Annotated in this window: 16 protein-coding genes; 9 read left to right on the top strand and 7 right to left on the bottom strand. The window is 73.6% G+C overall.

Annotated elements, in window-relative coordinates; all coding sequences use genetic code 11:
• Nucleotides 1-38 precede the first annotated feature (38 nt).
• Nucleotides 39-824 (bottom strand): DeoR/GlpR family DNA-binding transcription regulator, encoded by a 786-nt coding sequence (locus D7044_RS17540; protein WP_120680272.1) that lies wholly within the window; start codon nt 822-824, stop codon nt 39-41.
• Between the two features lie 197 nt (nt 825-1,021).
• Here D7044_RS17540 and D7044_RS17535 point away from each other — a divergent pair, with 197 nt between their 5' ends.
• Genes D7044_RS17535 through nagA form a run of 3 tightly spaced genes read left to right on the top strand, consistent with a single transcriptional unit; the run spans nt 1,022 to nt 3,995 of the window.
• Entirely contained in the window at nt 1,022-1,951 is a 930-nt protein-coding gene (locus D7044_RS17535; protein WP_120689549.1) for an SIS domain-containing protein, read from the top strand.
• Complete coding sequence (locus D7044_RS17530) at nt 1,948-2,889, top strand: ROK family protein (RefSeq protein WP_120689548.1); 942 nt, start codon at nt 1,948-1,950, stop codon at nt 2,887-2,889. Before D7044_RS17535 ends, D7044_RS17530 begins: the two co-directional genes overlap by 4 nt.
• Nucleotides 2,886-3,995, top strand: coding sequence for an N-acetylglucosamine-6-phosphate deacetylase (gene nagA / locus D7044_RS17525; RefSeq protein WP_120680266.1), 1,110 nt, complete (start codon nt 2,886-2,888; stop codon nt 3,993-3,995). The genes D7044_RS17530 and nagA overlap by 4 nt, the downstream gene beginning before the upstream one ends.
• Before the next feature lie 661 nt (nt 3,996-4,656).
• On the opposite strand, the gene D7044_RS17520 is transcribed toward nagA, so the two are convergent.
• Nucleotides 4,657-5,868: a DUF4032 domain-containing protein gene (locus D7044_RS17520; RefSeq protein WP_120680264.1), complete on the bottom strand. Its 1,212-nt coding sequence runs from the start codon at nt 5,866-5,868 to the stop codon at nt 4,657-4,659.
• 110 nt (nt 5,869-5,978) lie between these two features.
• Between D7044_RS17520 and D7044_RS17515 the strand changes: the two genes are divergently transcribed.
• Nucleotides 5,979-6,722 (top strand): phosphatase PAP2 family protein, encoded by a 744-nt coding sequence (locus tag D7044_RS17515; RefSeq protein WP_199716674.1) that lies wholly within the window; start codon nt 5,979-5,981, stop codon nt 6,720-6,722.
• Nucleotides 6,723-6,733: 11 nt separating this feature from the next.
• Nucleotides 6,734-7,984: an APC family permease gene (locus D7044_RS17510; RefSeq protein ID WP_120689547.1), complete on the top strand. Its 1,251-nt coding sequence runs from the start codon at nt 6,734-6,736 to the stop codon at nt 7,982-7,984.
• Between the two features lie 34 nt (nt 7,985-8,018).
• Here D7044_RS17510 and D7044_RS17505 read toward each other — a convergent pair whose 3' ends face one another.
• Complete coding sequence (locus D7044_RS17505) at nt 8,019-10,046, bottom strand: NAD-binding protein (protein WP_233565018.1); 2,028 nt, start codon at nt 10,044-10,046, stop codon at nt 8,019-8,021.
• 96 nt (nt 10,047-10,142) lie between these two features.
• On the opposite strand from D7044_RS17505, the gene D7044_RS17500 reads away from it, so the two are divergent.
• From D7044_RS17500 to D7044_RS17490, 3 genes are all read left to right on the top strand, one after another.
• On the top strand, nt 10,143-10,649 hold the full coding sequence (locus tag D7044_RS17500) for an MSMEG_6728 family protein (RefSeq protein WP_120680258.1): 507 nt from the start codon (nt 10,143-10,145) through the stop codon (nt 10,647-10,649).
• Nucleotides 10,650-10,687: 38 nt separating this feature from the next.
• Nucleotides 10,688-12,217 carry a hydroxysqualene dehydroxylase gene (locus D7044_RS17495; protein WP_120680256.1) on the top strand — a complete coding sequence of 510 codons (1,530 nt, stop codon included), beginning with the start codon at nt 10,688-10,690 and terminating at the stop codon, nt 12,215-12,217.
• A 307-nt stretch (nt 12,218-12,524) separates the two neighbouring features.
• Complete coding sequence (locus D7044_RS17490; RefSeq protein WP_120689546.1) at nt 12,525-12,968, top strand: HNH endonuclease; 444 nt, start codon at nt 12,525-12,527, stop codon at nt 12,966-12,968.
• A 75-nt stretch (nt 12,969-13,043) separates the two neighbouring features.
• Here the strand turns inward: D7044_RS17490 and D7044_RS17485 are convergent, their stop codons facing one another.
• The 4 genes from D7044_RS17485 to D7044_RS17470 form a co-directional block, all read right to left on the bottom strand.
• Entirely contained in the window at nt 13,044-13,817 is a 774-nt protein-coding gene (locus tag D7044_RS17485; protein ID WP_120689545.1) for an enoyl-CoA hydratase/isomerase family protein, read from the bottom strand.
• A 73-nt stretch (nt 13,818-13,890) separates the two neighbouring features.
• Complete coding sequence (locus tag D7044_RS17480; RefSeq protein ID WP_120680250.1) at nt 13,891-14,520, bottom strand: histidine phosphatase family protein; 630 nt, start codon at nt 14,518-14,520, stop codon at nt 13,891-13,893.
• An 82-nt stretch (nt 14,521-14,602) separates the two neighbouring features.
• Nucleotides 14,603-15,019, bottom strand: coding sequence for a VOC family protein (locus tag D7044_RS17475; RefSeq protein WP_120680637.1), 417 nt, complete (start codon nt 15,017-15,019; stop codon nt 14,603-14,605).
• A 35-nt stretch (nt 15,020-15,054) separates the two neighbouring features.
• The gene (locus D7044_RS17470) at nt 15,055-15,453 is read right to left on the bottom strand and encodes a helix-turn-helix domain-containing protein (protein WP_199716659.1); all 399 of its coding nucleotides are present in this window, start codon (nt 15,451-15,453) and stop codon (nt 15,055-15,057) included.
• 200 nt (nt 15,454-15,653) lie between these two features.
• Between D7044_RS17470 and mgrA the strand changes: the two genes are divergently transcribed.
• On the top strand, nt 15,654-16,685 hold the full coding sequence (gene mgrA / locus D7044_RS17465) for an L-glyceraldehyde 3-phosphate reductase (RefSeq protein WP_199716658.1): 1,032 nt from the start codon (nt 15,654-15,656) through the stop codon (nt 16,683-16,685).
• Nucleotides 16,686-16,757 lie beyond the last annotated feature (72 nt).

Here is a 16,757-nt window from a genome sequence, read left to right as displayed (position 1 = left end):
CCGTCGCCGGTGCCCGAAAAGACGACCCTTTCCGCAGGTCAGGCGCAGACGACCTGCACGCCCGAGAGACGGAACGCCTCGACCACCGCGGGGTCGGCGCCGGAGTCGGTGACGAGGGTCTCCACCCGGTCCACCGAACAGATCCGGGCGAACGCGTGACCGCCCAGCTTGGACGAGTCAGCGATGATCACCACTCGTTTGGCCCGGGCCACCATCAGGCTGTTCATCGCCGCCTCGCCCTCGTGGTGGGCGGCGGCACCGAGCTGCGGGTCGATCGCGTCCACGCCGAGCAGGGCGATGTCGAGGGTCACCTCGCGCAGCAACGCCCCACCGAGGGGGCCGACCAGCTCGAACGACTTCGGCCGGACCACGCCGCCGGCCACCACGACCTTCATCCGGGAGCGGACCAGCAGTTCGTTGGCGATGTTCAGGGCGTTCGTCACGACGGTCAACTGGGCGCCGTCGGTGTTGGTGTTCAGGTCCGGTCGTACGGCCAGGGCGCGGGCCACCTCGGTGCTGGTGGTGCCGCCGTTGAGGCCGACCACCGTGCCGGGCACGACCAGCGCCGCCGCGGCGGCCCCGATCCGCTGCTTCTCCGCCGAATGCTTCGCGGTCTTGTAGCGCAGCGGCAGGTCGTACGAGACCCCGTTGGCCACCGCGCCACCACGGGTACGGGTGATCATCTGCTGCTGGGCGAGCTGGTCGAAGTCCCGCCGGATGGTCGCCTGGGAGACGTCCAGCCGCTCGGCCGCCTCCTCGACGCTGACCCGGCCGTCCTCGGTCAGCATCTCGAGCAGGGCGTTCCATCTGGCGTACCGGTCCACCTGGGGGCCCTCCTGCGACTGCACCTTCGGTGATTGATTGCGTGCACAGTAGTGCGCGAAACTACCCAGGCGCAAAACATTGACCTGCTCGATCCGGGTACCGGTTGCCACAGCCACCCGGTTTCGCGCAGAATGACGCGCGAAAGACGGGCGTAATGAGCCCTATTGCGCACGGCCACCTCCTGCGAGGAGCTCTCATGGCGTACGTCGACGCGGAGATCGCGAGCCAGCCCGACTGCTGGCGGAGGGCCGCGGAGTTGGCCAACGAGGCCCGCGCCGACCTGCCGGCGCCCGGTGAGCGGGTCGCCGTCGTGGGTTGCGGCACGTCGTGGTTCATGGCCATGGCGTACGCGGCGCTGCGTGAGCAGGCCGGCCAGGGCGAGACGGACGCCTTCCAGGCCTCGGAGTTCCCGACCGGCCGCCGCTACGACCGGCTGATCGGCATCACCCGCTCCGGCACCACCACCGAGGTGGTGGAGCTGTTCGAGGCGCTCCGCGGACGTACCCGCACGACGGTCATCGTCGGCGACCCGGACTCCCCGGCCGTCCCGCTCGCCGACGCCGCCATCCTCATGCCGTTCGCCGACGAGCGCTCGGTGGTGCAGACCCGGTTCGCGACCACGGCGCTGGCCCTGCTCCGCGCCCACCTGGGCGAGAACCTCGACGCGCTCGCCGCCGACGCCGAGGTCGCCGTCCGGGCTCCGCTGCCGATCGATCCGAGCAGCATCGAGCAGGTCACCTTCCTCGGTCGGGGTTGGACGGTCGGCCTCGCCGAGGAGGCCGCGCTGAAGTGCCGCGAGGCGGCCACCTTCTGGGCCGAGGCGTACCCGGCCATGGACTACCGGCACGGCCCGATCTCGATCGCCGCCCCCGGCCGGCTGGTCTGGGCGTTCGGCGCCCTCCCCGACGGGTTGCCGGAGGACGTCGCCGCGACCGGCGCGGCGTTCGTGCACAGCCGCACCCACGGCTGCCGTACGGTGCTCGGCAGCTGGTCGGCGGGGCGGAACCCGGTCGACCCGATGGCCGACCTGATCCTGGCCCAGCGGTTCGCGGTCGCCCTCGCCACGAGCCGCGGCCTCGACCCGGACGCCCCCCGGCATCTCACCAGGTCCGTGGTGCTCGCGTGAACGGTGACGTCGTCGTCGCGCTCGACGTCGGCGGGACCGGCATCAAGTGCGCCCTGGTCCGCCCGGACGGCGCCACCGTGCACACCGAACGGCACCCGACGGCCGCCGCACGGGGCCCGGAAGCTGTCGTCGACACCATCCTGGACGTCGCAGAGGGGCTGGCCGGCAAGGCGCGCGCCGACGGCTTCACGCCCGTCGCGCTCGGCGTCGCCGTACCGGGCATCGTCGACGAGGCCCGCGGGGTTGCGGTCTGGTCGGCCAACGTCGGCTTCCGGAACGTACCGCTGCGGGATCTGGCGGTGGCGCGGCTCGGCCTGCCCGCGACTCTCGGCCACGACGTGCGGGCCGGCGGGATCGCCGAGGCCCGGCTCGGCGCCGGCCGGGGCGCCGGACACGTCCTCTTCGTCGCGATCGGCACCGGCATCGCGGCGGCGCATGTGGTCGACGGCTCGGCGAGCCTCGGAGCGCACGGCGCGGCCGGCGAGTTCGGGCACATCCTGGTCCGGCCGGGCGGGCCCCGCTGCGGCTGTGGCCGGCTCGGCTGCCTGGAGGCCGTCGCCTCGGCCTCGGCGGTCGGCCGCCGGTACGAGGAGCTCGCCGGTACGCCGGCCACGGCGGCCCAGGTCGGTGAGCGGGCGGCCGCGGGTGAACCGGTCGCGGCGCAGGTCTGGCGGGAGACGGTCGAGGCGCTGGCCGACGGGTTCGCCACTGCCCAGGCGCTCTTCGACGTCGCCACGATCGTGGTCGGCGGCGGGCTGGCGCAGGCCGGCGCGCAACTGCTCGACCCGCTCCGGGCGGCGCTGCACGAACGGATGACCTTCCACCGGGAGCCGCGCCTGGTCGCGGCGGCCCTCGGCGACGAGGCCGGCTGCCTCGGCGCCGCCCTGCTCGCCCTCGACGCCCACCGTGGCGTCTCGACAACCTTGGAGGCGCCATGACTGAGCGGGTCAGCGGCAAGGTGGTGACCCCGGCGGGTGTGATCCGGCAGGGCTGCGTCGAGTGGGACGGCGAGCGCATCACCGCGGTGGCCGAGTACCCGTCGGTCCGGGACGGCCACTGGATCCTGCCCGGCTTCGTGGACATGCACACCCACGGCGGCGGCGGGCACACCTTCACCACGGGCGACGCCGACCAGGCCCGGCAGGCCGCCGCGTTCCATCTGCGACACGGCACCACGACGCTGCTGGCCAGCCTGGTCAGTTCCCCGTTCGAGCTGATGCGGTCGGCCACCGCAGCGTTCCGCCCGCTCGTACAGGAAGGGGTGCTCGCCGGCATCCACTTCGAGGGGCCGTACCTCTCGGCGGCCCGGTGCGGCGCCCAGAACCCGGAGTACCTCCGGGACCCGTCCCCCGACGAGCTGGCCGAGCTGATCGAGCTGGGTGGACCCGCCATCCGGATGATGACGATCGCCCCGGAGCGCAACGGCGCGCTGGAGGCGGTGAAGCTGCTCACCGCGCACCGGGTGGTCGCCGCGGTGGGCCACACCGACGCCACGTACGACGAGACCCGCGCGGCCATCGCGGCGGGCGCGAGCGTCGGCACCCACCTGTTCAACGGGATGCGACCGGTGCACCACCGCGAGCCCGGCCCGGTGACCGCGCTGCTGGACGCCCCGAACGTGGTGTGCGAGCTGGTCGCCGACGGTGTGCACCTGCACGACGGGATGCTCACCTTCGCCTCCTCGGTGGCCGGGCCCGAGCGGTCCGCCCTGATCACCGACGCGATGGCCGCCGCCGGGATGCCCGACGGCGAGTACGAGCTGGGTGGCCAGGCGGTCACCGTCGCCGACGGCGTGGCCCGACTCGCCCGCGACGGCGCGATCGCGGGAAGCACGCTGACCATGGACGAGGCCCTGCGACACGCCGTGGCCGCCGGCATCCCGATGGCGGACGCCACCCGGATGGTCGCGACCACGCCGGCCCGCGCAATCGGCCTCGGCGACCAGGTCGGCGCCCTCCAGGTGGGGCTCCGCGCGGACCTGCTCATGCTCGACGAGGACCTCAACGTGGTCCGGGTGCTGCGGGCCGGCGCCTGGCAGGACTGACCCCGCGCTGACCCACGCTGACCCGCTCCCGGCAGGGCTTGCCCGCTCCCCGCAGGGCTTGCCCGCTGCCGGCGCCCCGGCCCGTGGGCAGCTCGACCGGAGGTCGACCCCTGTCCTGTGCTCGCTTTAGAGCTGAGCAGTTCGCGTCATCACCGATGCCCTCTCGACCGCATCCGGGCACCCCGCGCGGGCAGCGCGCGGGCATTGCGTCTGCGCATCGCGCACGGGCACCGCATCCGAGCACCTTGCCGGGGCACTGCGTCGCGCACGGAATCCGAGCACCGCGCCGGGCACCGCGCTCGGGGGCACCGCACGGGCATTGCGTTCGAGCACCGCGCCCGGGCAGCGCATCTGGGCACCGCGCGCGGGCACCGCATCCGCTCACCGCGTCCGGCAGTCCGAGGACGCCTGACTCGTCTGCGTCATCAGCTCTAAAGTGTCGGGAGCAGCAACCTATCCCCCAGCGACCCGCCCGCCAGCGACCCGCGGGCCAGCAACCAATTCCCCAGCGACCCGCGCACCGGCAACCCGCGCTCCAGCAACCGCGGACCCGCAACCAATTCCCCAGCAACCCGCGGGCCGGCAACCCATGCCCAGCAACCCGCACGCCCGCAGCCCGGCGACGGCCGCGGCCGGGCCGGGCCGGGTCGGGCGGAGTCCGTCAGCCGGCGGCGGGGATCTCGACGCCGAGGACGGACTGCTCGTCGGGGCGGTGCACGAGCACGTCCGAGAGGTACGACTGCACGGCGGGGGCCATGCCGACGTCGCGGCCGGCCCGCTCGGAGAGCAGCCACTTGTGCTCGATGATCTGCGTGAAGAGCTCCTGCGGCTCCAGCTTGCGGCGCAGGTCGGCCGGGACCGCCCGCACCACCGGCTCGAAGACCTCGGTCAACCAGCGGTGCGCGGCCTGCTGCTCGTCGCTGAGGTCGCTCTCGGCCCGGTAGGCGTCCAGGTCGTTGAGGAGCTTGCGGGCCTGGTTCTCCTCGGCGTCCAGGCCGGTCAGGCGCAGCAGCCGGCGGGTGTGGTAGCCGGCGTCGACGACCTTCGGGCGGACCAGGTAGCGCCCGTCGGCGATGGTCGACATGGCCACCTCGGCGACGTCGAAGCCCAGCTCGTTGAGGCGGCGGATCCGGCTCTCGATGTCGTGCCGCGCCTCCCGCTCGACCTGCTGCTCGTAGGTGATCTCGTGCCAGAGCCGCTCGTAGCGCTGCACCACCTCCTCGGAGACCACCTCCGGGTCGATCGACTCGTGCAGCAACCCGGCGGCCTGCAGGTCCAGCGCCTCACCGAAGATGTTGACCCGGGCGATCTCCAGGTCCTCGCCGCGCTGACCGTTGGAGAGCGACGTGCGCAGCGCCCCGGTCTCCGCGTCGACGAGGTACGCCGCGAACGCCCCGGCGTCCCGCCGGAACAGCGTGTTGGAGAGCGAGCAGTCGCCCCAGAAGAAGCCGGTCAGGTGCATCCGCACGATCAGGGCGGCGAGCGCGTCGAGCAGCCGGCTCATCGTCTCCGGCCGCAGTGTGTGCGAGAAGAGCGCCCGGTACGGCAGCGAGAACTGCAGGTGCCGGGTGATCAGTACCGATTCGAGGGGTTCACCGTCGTCGGTCTGCCGGTCCGCGACGATCGCGACCGCCTCCACCGCCGGGAAATCGATCCGCTCCAGCGCGCGGAGCAGGTCGTACTCGCGTTCGGCGATCCGCTCGCGGGTCTCCTTGAACGCGTAGACGTACTCGCCGAGCCGGACAAAGCGGACGATGTGCCGGGAGATGCCCTGCGGCAGCGCCACCAGGTGCTGGGCAGGCCACTCCTCCAGCGGGGTCGACCACGGAAGGTCGAGCAGCGCCGGGTCCACGAGAGCAGACGTGATCCGCACGCGGACAAGTGTGACTGCTCCATCCGCGCAACGCTTCCCATCGTGGTTGGGCCCACAGCACCGCCCGGTAGCGTGGGCGGATGCGCAACACCGCAGGGGTACGCGAACCGGTGCGGCTGCGGCCGGTGCGGCCGGCTGGCTGGTGGTACGACGTGCTGCTGCTCGCCGCCCTCGTCGGCCTGACCGTCGCGCTCACCGCGCACCACCTCTTCGACGTCGACCGGGCGGTGGCGGACTGGGCGCAGGCGCACCGCCCGCCGGTGGCGTACTGGGTGGCCCGGGTGTTGAACCTGCTCGGCCAGGGCACCCCGCTGACCCTGATCGCGGCCGGGCTGGGGGTGCTGCTGGCGGTCCGGACCCGCTCGATCCGGCCGGTCCTGCCGGCGGTCGTCGCGTTCGTGCTCACCTACCTGACCATCGGGCCGCTCAAGGTGTGGACGGCCCGCCCGGCGCCGAGCGCCAGCATCAAGGAGCCGTTCCTGTCGCCCGAGCAGACCCTGCCGCTCTTCCAGGAGCACCTGCCGGTGCGCTTCGCCCAGTCGTACCCGTCCGGCCACGTGGCCAACGCGATCGTCTGGTACGGCGTGCTGGCGCTGCTGCTCGCCCCGCTGCTGCGCAGCTACGGGCGTACCGTCCCACCCCGGCTCGTCCTCGCGATCCGGGTGCTCCCGCCACTGATCGTGCTCTCCACCACCACCTACCTGGGTTGGCACTGGCTCACCGACTCGGTGGCCGGGCTGTTGCTCGGCCTGTTCCTGGATCGGCTGCTGCACCGGGTGCCGTGGGACGACGTACCGCTGCCGGGGCGCCCGCTCTGGTCGGAGCGCACCCGATTGTTCACCTCCGGCCCGTAGCCTCGCCCGCCGTGAGCCAACTGGAGCGCCGGCTGGGCGTACCCGAGGCGGTGCTCATCGGCCTCGGGTCGATGCTCGGCGCGGGTGTCTTCGTGGTCTTCGGCCCGGCGACGGCGGCGTCCGGCGGTGCCGGGCTGCTCCCCGCCCTGGTGCTGGCCGGTTTCATCGCCTTCTGCAACGCGACCAGCTCCGCCCGGCTGGCCGCCCGCTACCCGGAGTCCGGCGGCACGTACATCTACGGCCGGAAGCGGCTGGGCCCGTTCGCCGGGTTCGTCGCCGGCTGGGGTTTCGTGGTCGGCAAGACGGCGAGTTGCGCGGCGATGGCGCTGACCATCGGGGCGTACCTCTGGCCGGAGCAGGCCCGGCTGGTCGCGGTCGCCGCCGTGCTCGCGGTGACCGGGGTGAACCTGCGCGGCATCGGCAAGACCGCGACCGTGACGAAGGCGCTGGTCGCGCTGGTGCTCGCGGTGCTGACGCTGGTCGCGGTCGCCGGTGTGGTCGGCGGGCCGGTCGAGCTGGACCGGCTGGCCGACGCCGGGGGCGCCGGTCGAGGTGTGCTCACCGCCGCCGGTCTGCTCTTCTTCGCCTTCGCCGGGTACGCCCGGATCGCCACCCTCGGTGAGGAGGTGCGCGACCCGGAGCGGACCATTCCCCGGGCGGTGCCGATCGCGCTCGGCCTCGTGCTGGGCAGCTACCTGGTGCTCGCCGTCGTCGCGCTCGGCGTGCTGGGCGCGGACCGGCTGGCCGGCTCCGCAGCGCCCCTGGCGGACGTGGTGACGACGGCCGGGCTGCCGGAACTCGCCTGGGTGGTCCGCGCGGGGGCCACCGTCGCGGTCACCGGCGTGCTGCTCTCGCTGCTCGCCGGGGTGGGTCGCACCCTGCTGGCGATGGCTCGCCGCCGGGACGTGCCGGCGGCGCTGGCCGCCGTGCACCCCCGGCACCGGGTGCCGCACCGGGCCGAGTTGACGGTCGCCGCGATGGTGATCCTGGTGGTGCTGCTCGCCGACGTCCGCCACGCGATCGGCTTCTCCAGCTGCACGGTGCTGGTCTACTACGCGATCACCAATGCGGCGGCGCTCACCCTCGGCCGCGACCCGGGCCGCCGGTTGCCGGTCCGGGCACTCGCCGCGCTGGGGCTCGCCGGCTGCCTGCTGCTCGCCGCCAACCTGCCGCTGACCAGCGTCGTCGTCGGCTTCGCGGTGCTCGCCGCGGGCGCCGCCTGGTACGCGCTCCGCCGCTCCCCAACTCTCCGTCGATCATGAAGTCGCCGCGGACACCCCGGCGACAGGTTCTCGATCAACGGGGCGGGGTGGGCTGACCGGGCGGCGTCGGCCGGCCGCCATCGGTGGCCGTACGGGACGGCCCCGACTGGTCGCCGGGCGGCTGCTCGGGTACGGACGGCTCCGCGCGCGACGGGGCGCCGACCGGCCCGGGAACCTGCGCGCCGGGGACCGGCGGGACAGCCGTAGCCGGCGGGCGGCCGGCAGCCGGCGGGGGGCCAGGAGTCGGCGCGGCGGCACGGGGCAGCGCGCCCACCCGGGAGGCGGGCAGGCCGTCACCCGCGGCCGGAGCCGGCGGGGCGCAGTGCCGGGTGAGCCAGTCCAGCCCGGCACGGCGAGCGACCACCGTCAGCCGGTCGCCCGCGAAGATCACCTGTCGGGGGTCGAGGTCCTTCCACCAGATCGTCCGCGCGCCACCGGCCGGCGTACGGGCGATCAACCGCACCTGCCCCTCCTGGGAGACGACGGAGAGCGGCCGCCCGTCGAGCTCCGATCCGGCGGCGACGGGCACCTCGGCCACGGGCAGCGCGTGCCGCCCGACCGGAATCGTGGCGATGACCGCCCGTTCGGTCAGCGCGCCGGTGAACGCCGGCGCGGCCAGGTAGGAGACCGACCGGGAGACGCCGAGACCGAATGTCTCCTCGACCCGCTCGGCGAAGTCGTTCTCGAAGAGCCGCAGCACCACCCGCAGCTCGGCCCGGGTCTCCCGCGCGGCGAGCGCCGCCTCCAGGTTGGCCACGTCGTCGGTCGACACGATCACCAACGCCTGGCAGTCGGCCACCGAGGCGGCCTCCAACGTCTCCGGCTGCGCGGCGTCACCGACGATCAGCGGCACCTCCAGCTGGCGGGCGAGCGTACCGCCGCGCGGCTCCGGGTTCTTGTCGATGGCGACGACCTCGACGTCGTACTCGCGCAGCTGCGCCATCACCCGGGTACCGACGTTGCCGAGGCCGACCACCACCACGTGACCGGAGCGGTGCGGCTGGAGCCGGCCGGTGTGCAGGGCCAGCCGGGCGTTCACGATCCCCTCCACCACGACGGCGGTGATCAGCGGGATCAGGGCCAGCCCGGCCAGGTTCAGCACGACCTGCATCACCTGGGCGTCGGCCGACTTGTTGGTGTCCGGGTCGGCACCGCTGAGCGTGGTGACCAGGGTGACGTACAGCGCCTCCGCGGGCGAGACCCCCTCCGCCTGGGCGATCAGCGCGCCGAGCACGACGACGACCGCGAGCAGGAGCATCGTCGCGATGCCGATCTTGCGGGTGGCGAAGCCGCGTACCGCCCGCAGCAGCACCGCGAACGGTCGCCGCCGCCGCCTGGCCCGGACCAGCTTCCGCGCCGCGACCTCGGTGCTGGGTGGCTGCCCCGTCGCCTCGGCGAGCACCAGATCGGCGGTCGCCGGGTCGGACGGCAGCAGCAGCACCCGCTGCGGGTCGCGCCGGTCGGCCAGCCCGCAGGCCACGTCCTGCTCCCGCACATCCGCCCGCCGGGCGACCCGCAGGGTACGGCCGCGGTGCTGGAAGTGCGTGGGGTCGACCTCGCCGAGCGCCGCCGCCACGAACGCCGGCGCGGCCATCTCGGCGTCGGAGAGCACCTCCACCGGCGCTTGGAGCAGGGTACGGACGCCGTCGGCGAGGGTGCCGTTGAACATCCGCAGCACCTGCCGGACGTGCTTGTCGACGGCCTGGGCGCAGAGCGCGGCGTGCAGGTTGCCGACGTCGTCCTGGTGCAGCAGGGCGAGCCCGGCGGCCCCCGCCAGGTTCGCGGCGCGGAACGTCGCCTCGTCGAGCCGGTCGGAGCGGACGACCCGGACGCCCCGCAGCGTCGCCACGTCGGCCCCGTTGGACCGGTGCCGCTCGGGCACGACCACCGTCACCCGCGCGCCGCCGGCGGGCAGGTCGCTCTCCAGCAGCGCTTTCGCCACGTAGTACGCGAGCGAGTCACGCCCGCAGATGACGTAGTGCGGGCGGGGATCACCGGCGGGCCGCAGCCGCCAGTTCCACTCGACCGCCCGTCGCGCCCGGTCCCGCCACGGCTCCCCCATGCCCGGATCGTAGTAAGGACGACCTTGCTGGGCGAGAGCATCCGGTTGGCGCGTGGTGCAGGCATGGCGTCGATGGGTGCGGGTAGAACAGCAGCCATGCAGACCTTCCTCCCGTACCCGGACTTCCTGGCCAGCGCCCGCACGCTGGACCAGAAGCGGCTGGGCAAGCAACGGGTGGAGACGATCCAGGTGCTGCGCGGGCTGACCTGGCCGACGTACGGGTGGCGCAACCATCCCGCGGTGAAGATGTGGGCGGGGTACGAGGAGGCGCTGACCCGGTACGGGCTGGACATGTGCGCCGTCTGGGTCGAGCCGGGACGGGCCGACACCTGTGCCGTGACGATGACCCGCGACCTCGCCGCCGCCTGCGGCATCGGGACGGTACGGGCTCAGGCGGAGCTGGCCGCCGCCGGTGAGCTGCCGCCCTGGCTGGGCCGGGAGGACCTGCACCTGAGCCACCGTTCGTCGCTGGTACGGAAGGACCCGGAGCACTACCGCCCGCTCTTCGGTGACGTCCCGGTCGACCTCGAGTACGTCTGGCCCGACTCGGACCGGGATCGCCGCTGCCTCACCCCCGACGTCCCGGGTGGCACACCCGCCTGACGCAGCGCGTCGCAGCCGAGGCCGGAGGAGGTTACGCGATGGCACTGTCGCGGCTGGCCGGTCGGCTCCTCGGCGTACGACGGCACCTCGTCGACCCCGGCGGCGGTGGCCCGCCCCGGGTGCCGCGCCCGGTCACGGCGGTGGTGGTGGGCGGCGGGATCGCCGGCATGTCGGCGGCCGTGGTACTCGCCGAGCGCGGGGTGCGGGTGACCGTGCTGGAGTCCTCGCCCACCCTGGGCGGCCGGGCGGGCGCCTGGCCGGAGCGGCTCGCCGACGGGGTGCAGCAGGTGGAGCACGGCTTCCACGCCTTCTTCCGGCAGTACTACAACTGGCGCGCCATCCTCCGGCGGATCGACCCCCAGCTGCGTTTCCTCCGTCCGGTGGCCGGTTATCCGATTCTCGCCGAGCGGTGGCCGACCGAGGAGTTCGGTGACCTGCCCGCCGCACCACCGCTGAACCTGCTCGCGTTGCTGGCCCGCAGCCCCAGCCTCCGCCTGCCCGACCTGCGGCGGATGAATCGGGACGCCGCCCTGCCCCTGCTTGGGTACCACCCGGTGCGCACCTACGCCGAGCTGGACGGCACCACCGCCGGTGAACTGCTCGACTCGCTGCGGCTGCCGGACCGGGCCCGCGCCATGCTCTTCGAGGTCTTCTCGCACTCGTTCTTCAACCACGAGTCGGAGATGTCGGCCGCCGAACTGGTCGCCCAGTTCCACTTCTATCTGCTCGGCAACGGGGAGGGGCTGGCGTTCGACGCACCGGACGAGGACTATGCGACGGCGATCTGGACGCCGTTGACCCGGCACGTCGAACGGCACGGCGGGCGGGTGCTGACCGGCGCGGCGGTCGGCGCGCTGCACCGCACCGACGGCGGCTGGCGGGTGCTGACCGACGACGGCGTCGGGTACGAGGCCGGGCACGTCGTGCTCGCCGTCGACCCGCCGGCGCTCGCCGCGCTGGTCGGCGCCTCCCCCGCGCTGGCGGAGCTGGCGCCACGGCTGGTGGCCGCCATGCCCGCCTTCGGCGCGCCCGGCCCGCCGTACACGGTGGCCCGCTACTGGTTCGACGGGGACGTACGCCCCGACCGGTCGGTCTTCAGCGGCGTCACCCGGCAGTCCACCCTGGACTCCGTGACGCTCTACCACCGGCTGGAGCGGGAGCCCCGAGGCTGGGCCGAGCGCACCGGCGGCAGCGTGATCGAGCTGCACGCGTACGCCTGCGAGCCGGGCGTGCCCGCCGCGGAGCTGGCCGAACGGATGCGCGGCGAGCTGGCGACGCTCTGGCCGGAGGTGGCCGGGCTGTCGGCCCGTGAGCTGCGCGCCCGGGTCGAGGCGCGGGCACCGGCCTTTCCCCCGGGCGGTCACGCCGGGCGGCCGCGGGTACGCACCGACGCCGACGGCATCTACCTCGCCGGTGACGGCGTCGCCACGGAGTTCCCCAGCGCGTTGATGGAGCGCGCCGCGGCGACGGGCATCGTCGCGGCCAACCACATCCTGCGGGCGGAGGGCGGCGCGGCGGAGCCGGTCCACTCGATCCGGCCGCTCGGCCTCTTCGCCCGGCGACCGTGACCGTGCCGTCGACGCGTCCCGCGACGGCCTCGCCTCCGATCGAAATCCGTTGCCCGGTCTTCCGGGCGGACCTACCGTGATCGCGCAAGGTCAACCGCTGCTCCGGGAGCCGTCCATGTCGATGTCGCACGTCACCACCGTGCCGTCGTGGCTGCTCGGCGACGGTTGCCGAGCCGAAGACCCCGGGGACGGTCGACCCGACTGACGCGCATCCCGCGCCCGTCGAGCCGCCCGTTCCGCCTCCGGACCGGGCGGCTCTTTCGCTCTCCGGCCCGCTGTCCATCCGTCACCGTGGAGGGAGATTCCGGTGAATGCCGTCCTCGTCGTCAACGCCGACCTCGGCCCGCTGCACCGGGTCACCATCCAGCACGCCATCCGGATGCTCTGCCGCCGGGTCGCCGAGATCCACGAGGCCGAGCCGGACCGGGTGGTCGGCGTCTTCCCGATGCCCCGGGTGGTCCGACTGGTCCGGTACGTGGTGACCCGTTGGCGGTTCGCCGCCGGGCCGACCTGGTCCCGGGCGGGGGTGTTACGGCGTGACGGCCGCTGCTGCGCCTACTGCGGCGGGCCGGCCGACACCGTCGACCACATCCTGCCCCGCTCGCGGGGCGGCCGGAACACGTGGCGCAACACGACTGCCGCCTGCTACCCGTGCAACCAGCAGAAGGGCGACCGTACGCCCGCCGAGGCGGGCATGCCGCTGCGCCGCGAGCCGATCGTGCCGAGCTGGGCAGCGCTGGCCGGGCGGTGAGTGGACCGGCCGGCGGGAACGGGGGGCCGCGCCCGGGGAACCTTCCCGGCGCGGCACCCGCCGGCCTCCTCCCGATCAGTCCGGGTGCGGCGGCGTCCAGGCGAAGCGGGGCGTACGCCGCTCGCGGACGGCGGCGATGCCCTCCCGTGCCTCGCCGCTCTCCACGGCCTTCCGGTGCCACCAGGCGATCCGGGCCGGGCCGGCCCGATCGTCGACGATCTCCTTCGCCGCGGCGACGCTGATCGGCGAGCGCTCGGCGATGGCGCCGGTCAGCTCGGCGACCCGGGCGTCGAGCCCCGCCTCGGGAAGCACTTCGTCGACCAGCCCCACCCGCAGGGCTCGCTCGGCGTCGATCAGCTCGGCGGTGAAGAGCAGGAACTTCGCGGCCGACGGGCCGACCAGGCGGGTGAGCCGCCGGGTGGTGGGCGCCGGGTAGACCAGCCCGAGCCGGGCTGGAGGCACACCGAACCGGGCGTCGACAGTGGCGATCCGCAGGTCGCAGGCGACCGCGAGCTGGCAGCCGCCGCCGACGCACGCGCCGCGTACCGCCGCGACGGTCGGCTTGGCGAACTCGGCGAGCCGCTCCTCGGCGGCCACCGCGATGCTCGCGTCGCCGGCCGCCACCAGCTCGTCGAGGTCGCCCAGGTCCGCGCCGGCGCAGAAAGTGTCACCGCTGCCGGTGAGCACGAGCGCGCGGACGGCCGGGTCGGCCTCCAACCGGTCGAGGATCGGCGGGAGCTGCCGCCACATCTCCGGGGTCATCGCGTTGCGCCGGGCCGGGTTGTGGATCACCAAGGTCGCCACCGGCCCGGCCACCTCGACGACGAGTTCCGCGTCCGCCACCGTCACCCTCCCTCGCTCGGTGCGAGAGACCTTAGCCAACCGGTGAACCGGGGCTGCCGGGGACCGTGGACGGCTGGCCTCACAGGCGGTACTCCGGGGGCAGTCCGGTGCCGCGCAGCTCGGCGGGCAGGTGCGCGACGTCGTTGAACGCGACCAGGGTGGGCGGCAGGCCGGCCCGGTAGCGGATGACGGTAAGCCCCGCGTTGTGGTGGTTCAGGCCCAGCCAGCGTGAACCGGGCGCGTCCAGCGCGTCCCGCACCAGCCACCCGATCAGGAACGTGTGCGTGACGAGCAGCTCGTACCGGTCGCCGTCGTCGGGCGGTCCGGCGAAGCTGCGCACCGCCGCCGCCGTCAGCCGCGGCCCGTCGGCCCGCTCGGCCGGGTCGAAGCCGGCCAGGAGCCTGGCGTACGCGGGCGGCAGCCCGGCCGCGGGCGTGTCCTCCGGCAGGTGGTCGCCGGCGAGTTCGGTGGCGTGCACCGGGACTCCGGGGAGCGCGGCCGACACCAACTGGGCGGTCTCCACTGCCCGGGGCAACGGCCCGTGGTGGATCGCGTCGACCGGCACGCCGCGCAGCCGCTCGCCGAGCAGCACGGCCTGGCGGCGGCCCCGAGCGGAGAGCCCGGCCTCCGGCGGGTCGGTCCCCGGCGGCGTCTCCGGCGGCAGGTTCTGCTCGCCGTGCCGGGCCAGCAGGAGGAATCGGGTCGGCATTCGGCTCCTTCCACGCTTCGGGAGGCGCGATAATAGTCGCGCCTCCCGATCCGCGGGTGCCCACCCGGCCCGGGTCAGCGGGTCAGCCCTCGCGCATCTGGCCGATGCGGATCTTGTTGCCGAACGGGTCGCGGATCCCGAAGTCGATCCCGTACGACCTCTCGGCCGGCTCGTCGGTGATCTCGACGCCCTTGGCGACGAGCGTCTCGTACGTCTTGTGCGCGTCGTCGGTGGTGATGGAGAGCCAGCCGCCCATGGCGCCCTTGGTCAGCAGCTCGCGGACCTGCTCGGCGGTCGCCGGGTCGAGGGCCGGCGGGCCGGGCTTCTCCAGCAGGATCTCGCGGTGCTTGTCGCCGGGGACGTTGACCGTGAGCCAGCGCATGAAGCCGAGGTCGACGTCGGTGTTCACCTCCAGGCCGAGCTTGCCGACGTAGAAGTCGAGCGCCTCGTCCTGGTCGAGGACGTAGATCGAGGATCGGGTGAGTGCGTTCAAAGTCATGCCCATGACGCTAGAGGGCCACCCTGACCTGCTGCTTATCCAAAACTGCTGGGTCGGGTCCAGGCCTTCGTGAAACAGGTCGGTACGTCCACCGCGACCTTGCGCCGGCGGTACTCGGTCGGGGGCTCCCCCACGATCTGACGGAAGGTCCGGCTGAAGGTGCCGAGGCTGCTGAAGCCGACCGCGAAGCAGATCTCGGTGACGTCCTGGTCGGTCCGGAGCAGCAGGTACATCGCCCGCTCGACCCGCCGACGCTGGAGGTAGCGGTGCGGGGTCTCGCCGAAGGTCGCCCGGAAGGTGCGGATGAAGTGCGCCTCGGAGACGTGCGCGATGCGGGCCAGCGCCGGAATGTCCAGCGGATCGGCGTACGAGCGGTCCATCGCGTCCCGGGCGCGCAGCATCGCCCGGTTCGACTCCTCGACCGCTCGGCTCACGGCCCTCCCCTCACCCTCACGGCCAGGCTACCCAGGGTCTGTTTCCAAGGCTCGCCGGCGGAGCCGGGCACGATCCTGTGAAACAGGCCCCAGAAGGAGCGGCACGGGCGGGGGCGCTCACCGAGGGATGCTGAAGACTTGACCGGCGAGCGGTCCGTGCTGGTCCGCCGCCACCGCCAGACCACGATCACAGGAGTGCCGTGAACACCAGCTACCTCGCCGAGCCCGACCGGTACCGCGGCATGGAGTACCGCCGGACCGGTCGCAGTGGCCTGAAACTGCCCGCCGTCTCGCTCGGCCTGTGGCACAACTTCGGCGACAACCGACCGCTGGAGACCCAGCGGGCCATCCTGCGCCGAGCCTTCGACCTGGGCATCACCCACTTCGACCTGGCCAACAACTACGGCCCCCCGTACGGGTCGGCCGAGGAGAACTTCGGCCGCGTCCTCGCCACCGACCTCCGCCCGTACCGGGACGAGTTGGTCATCTCGACGAAGGCCGGCTACGACATGTGGCCCGGCCCGTACGGCGACCTCGGTTCCCGCAAGTACCTGACCGCGTCGCTGGACCAGTCACTCAAGCGGATGGGCCTGGAGTACGTCGACATCTTCTACTCGCACCGCTTCGACCCGGAGACCCCGCTGGAAGAGACGATGGGTGCGCTGGACGCGGCGGTGCGCGCCGGGAAGGCGCTCTACGTCGGTATCTCCTCGTACTCGCCCGCCCGCACCGTCGAGGCCGCCGAGATCCTCCGCGACCTCGGTACGCCCCTGCTGATCCACCAGCCGTCGTACTCGATGTTGAACCGGTGGATCGAGGACGAACTGCTCGACGTGCTGGAGCGCGAGGGGGTCGGCTGCATCGGCTTCTCGCCGCTGGCGCAGGGCATGCTGACCGACCGCTACCTGGACGGGGTGCCGGCCGACTCCCGGGCCAACGCGCAGACCTCCCTCTACCCGGAGTGGCTCACCGAGGAGAACCTGGGCAAGATCCGGGCGCTGAACGCCATCGCCGCGCGCCGCGGGCAGAGCCTCGCGCAGCTGGCGATCGCCTGGACGCTGCGCGACCCGCGGATGACCTCCACGGTGCTCGGCGCGAGCAGCGTCGCCCAGCTCGAGGCGAACGTGGCGGCGCTGGAGAACGCCACCTTCAGCGCCGAGGAGCTGGCCGAGATCGAGCAGTACGCGACCGAGTCGGGCATCAACCTCTGGGCCCGGTCGAGCGCCGGCTGACCGGAGCCGGTGGGTCGGGGTCGCCGCGGCGGCCCGACCCACCGCGCCGGCCGGTCACCATCCGGCACGGGC

It is taken from the genome of Micromonospora musae (assembly GCF_003626635.1).
GTDB classification, from domain to species: Bacteria; Actinomycetota; Actinomycetes; order Mycobacteriales; family Micromonosporaceae; genus Micromonospora; species Micromonospora musae.
Note: the sequence above shows the minus strand (reverse complement) of the source record. Positions and strands in the feature narration are given on the sequence as shown.

Bases quoted from the DNA above. Each gene is read 5' to 3' on its own strand.
- D7044_RS17480 (WP_120680250.1), bottom strand. From the start codon at position 14,520: ATGCCGACCCGATTCCTCCTGCTGGCCCGGCACGGCGAGCAGAACCTG.
- D7044_RS17475 (WP_120680637.1), bottom strand. From the start codon at position 15,019: ATGACTTTGAACGCACTCACCCGATCCTCGATCTACGTCCTCGACCAG.
- D7044_RS17505 (WP_233565018.1), bottom strand. From the start codon at position 10,046: ATGGGGGAGCCGTGGCGGGACCGGGCGCGACGGGCGGTCGAGTGGAAC.
- D7044_RS17500 (WP_120680258.1), top strand. From the start codon at position 10,143: ATGCAGACCTTCCTCCCGTACCCGGACTTCCTGGCCAGCGCCCGCACG.
- D7044_RS17495 (WP_120680256.1), top strand. From the start codon at position 10,688: ATGGCACTGTCGCGGCTGGCCGGTCGGCTCCTCGGCGTACGACGGCAC.
- D7044_RS17535 (WP_120689549.1), top strand. From the start codon at position 1,022: ATGGCGTACGTCGACGCGGAGATCGCGAGCCAGCCCGACTGCTGGCGG.
- nagA (WP_120680266.1), top strand. From the start codon at position 2,886: ATGACTGAGCGGGTCAGCGGCAAGGTGGTGACCCCGGCGGGTGTGATC.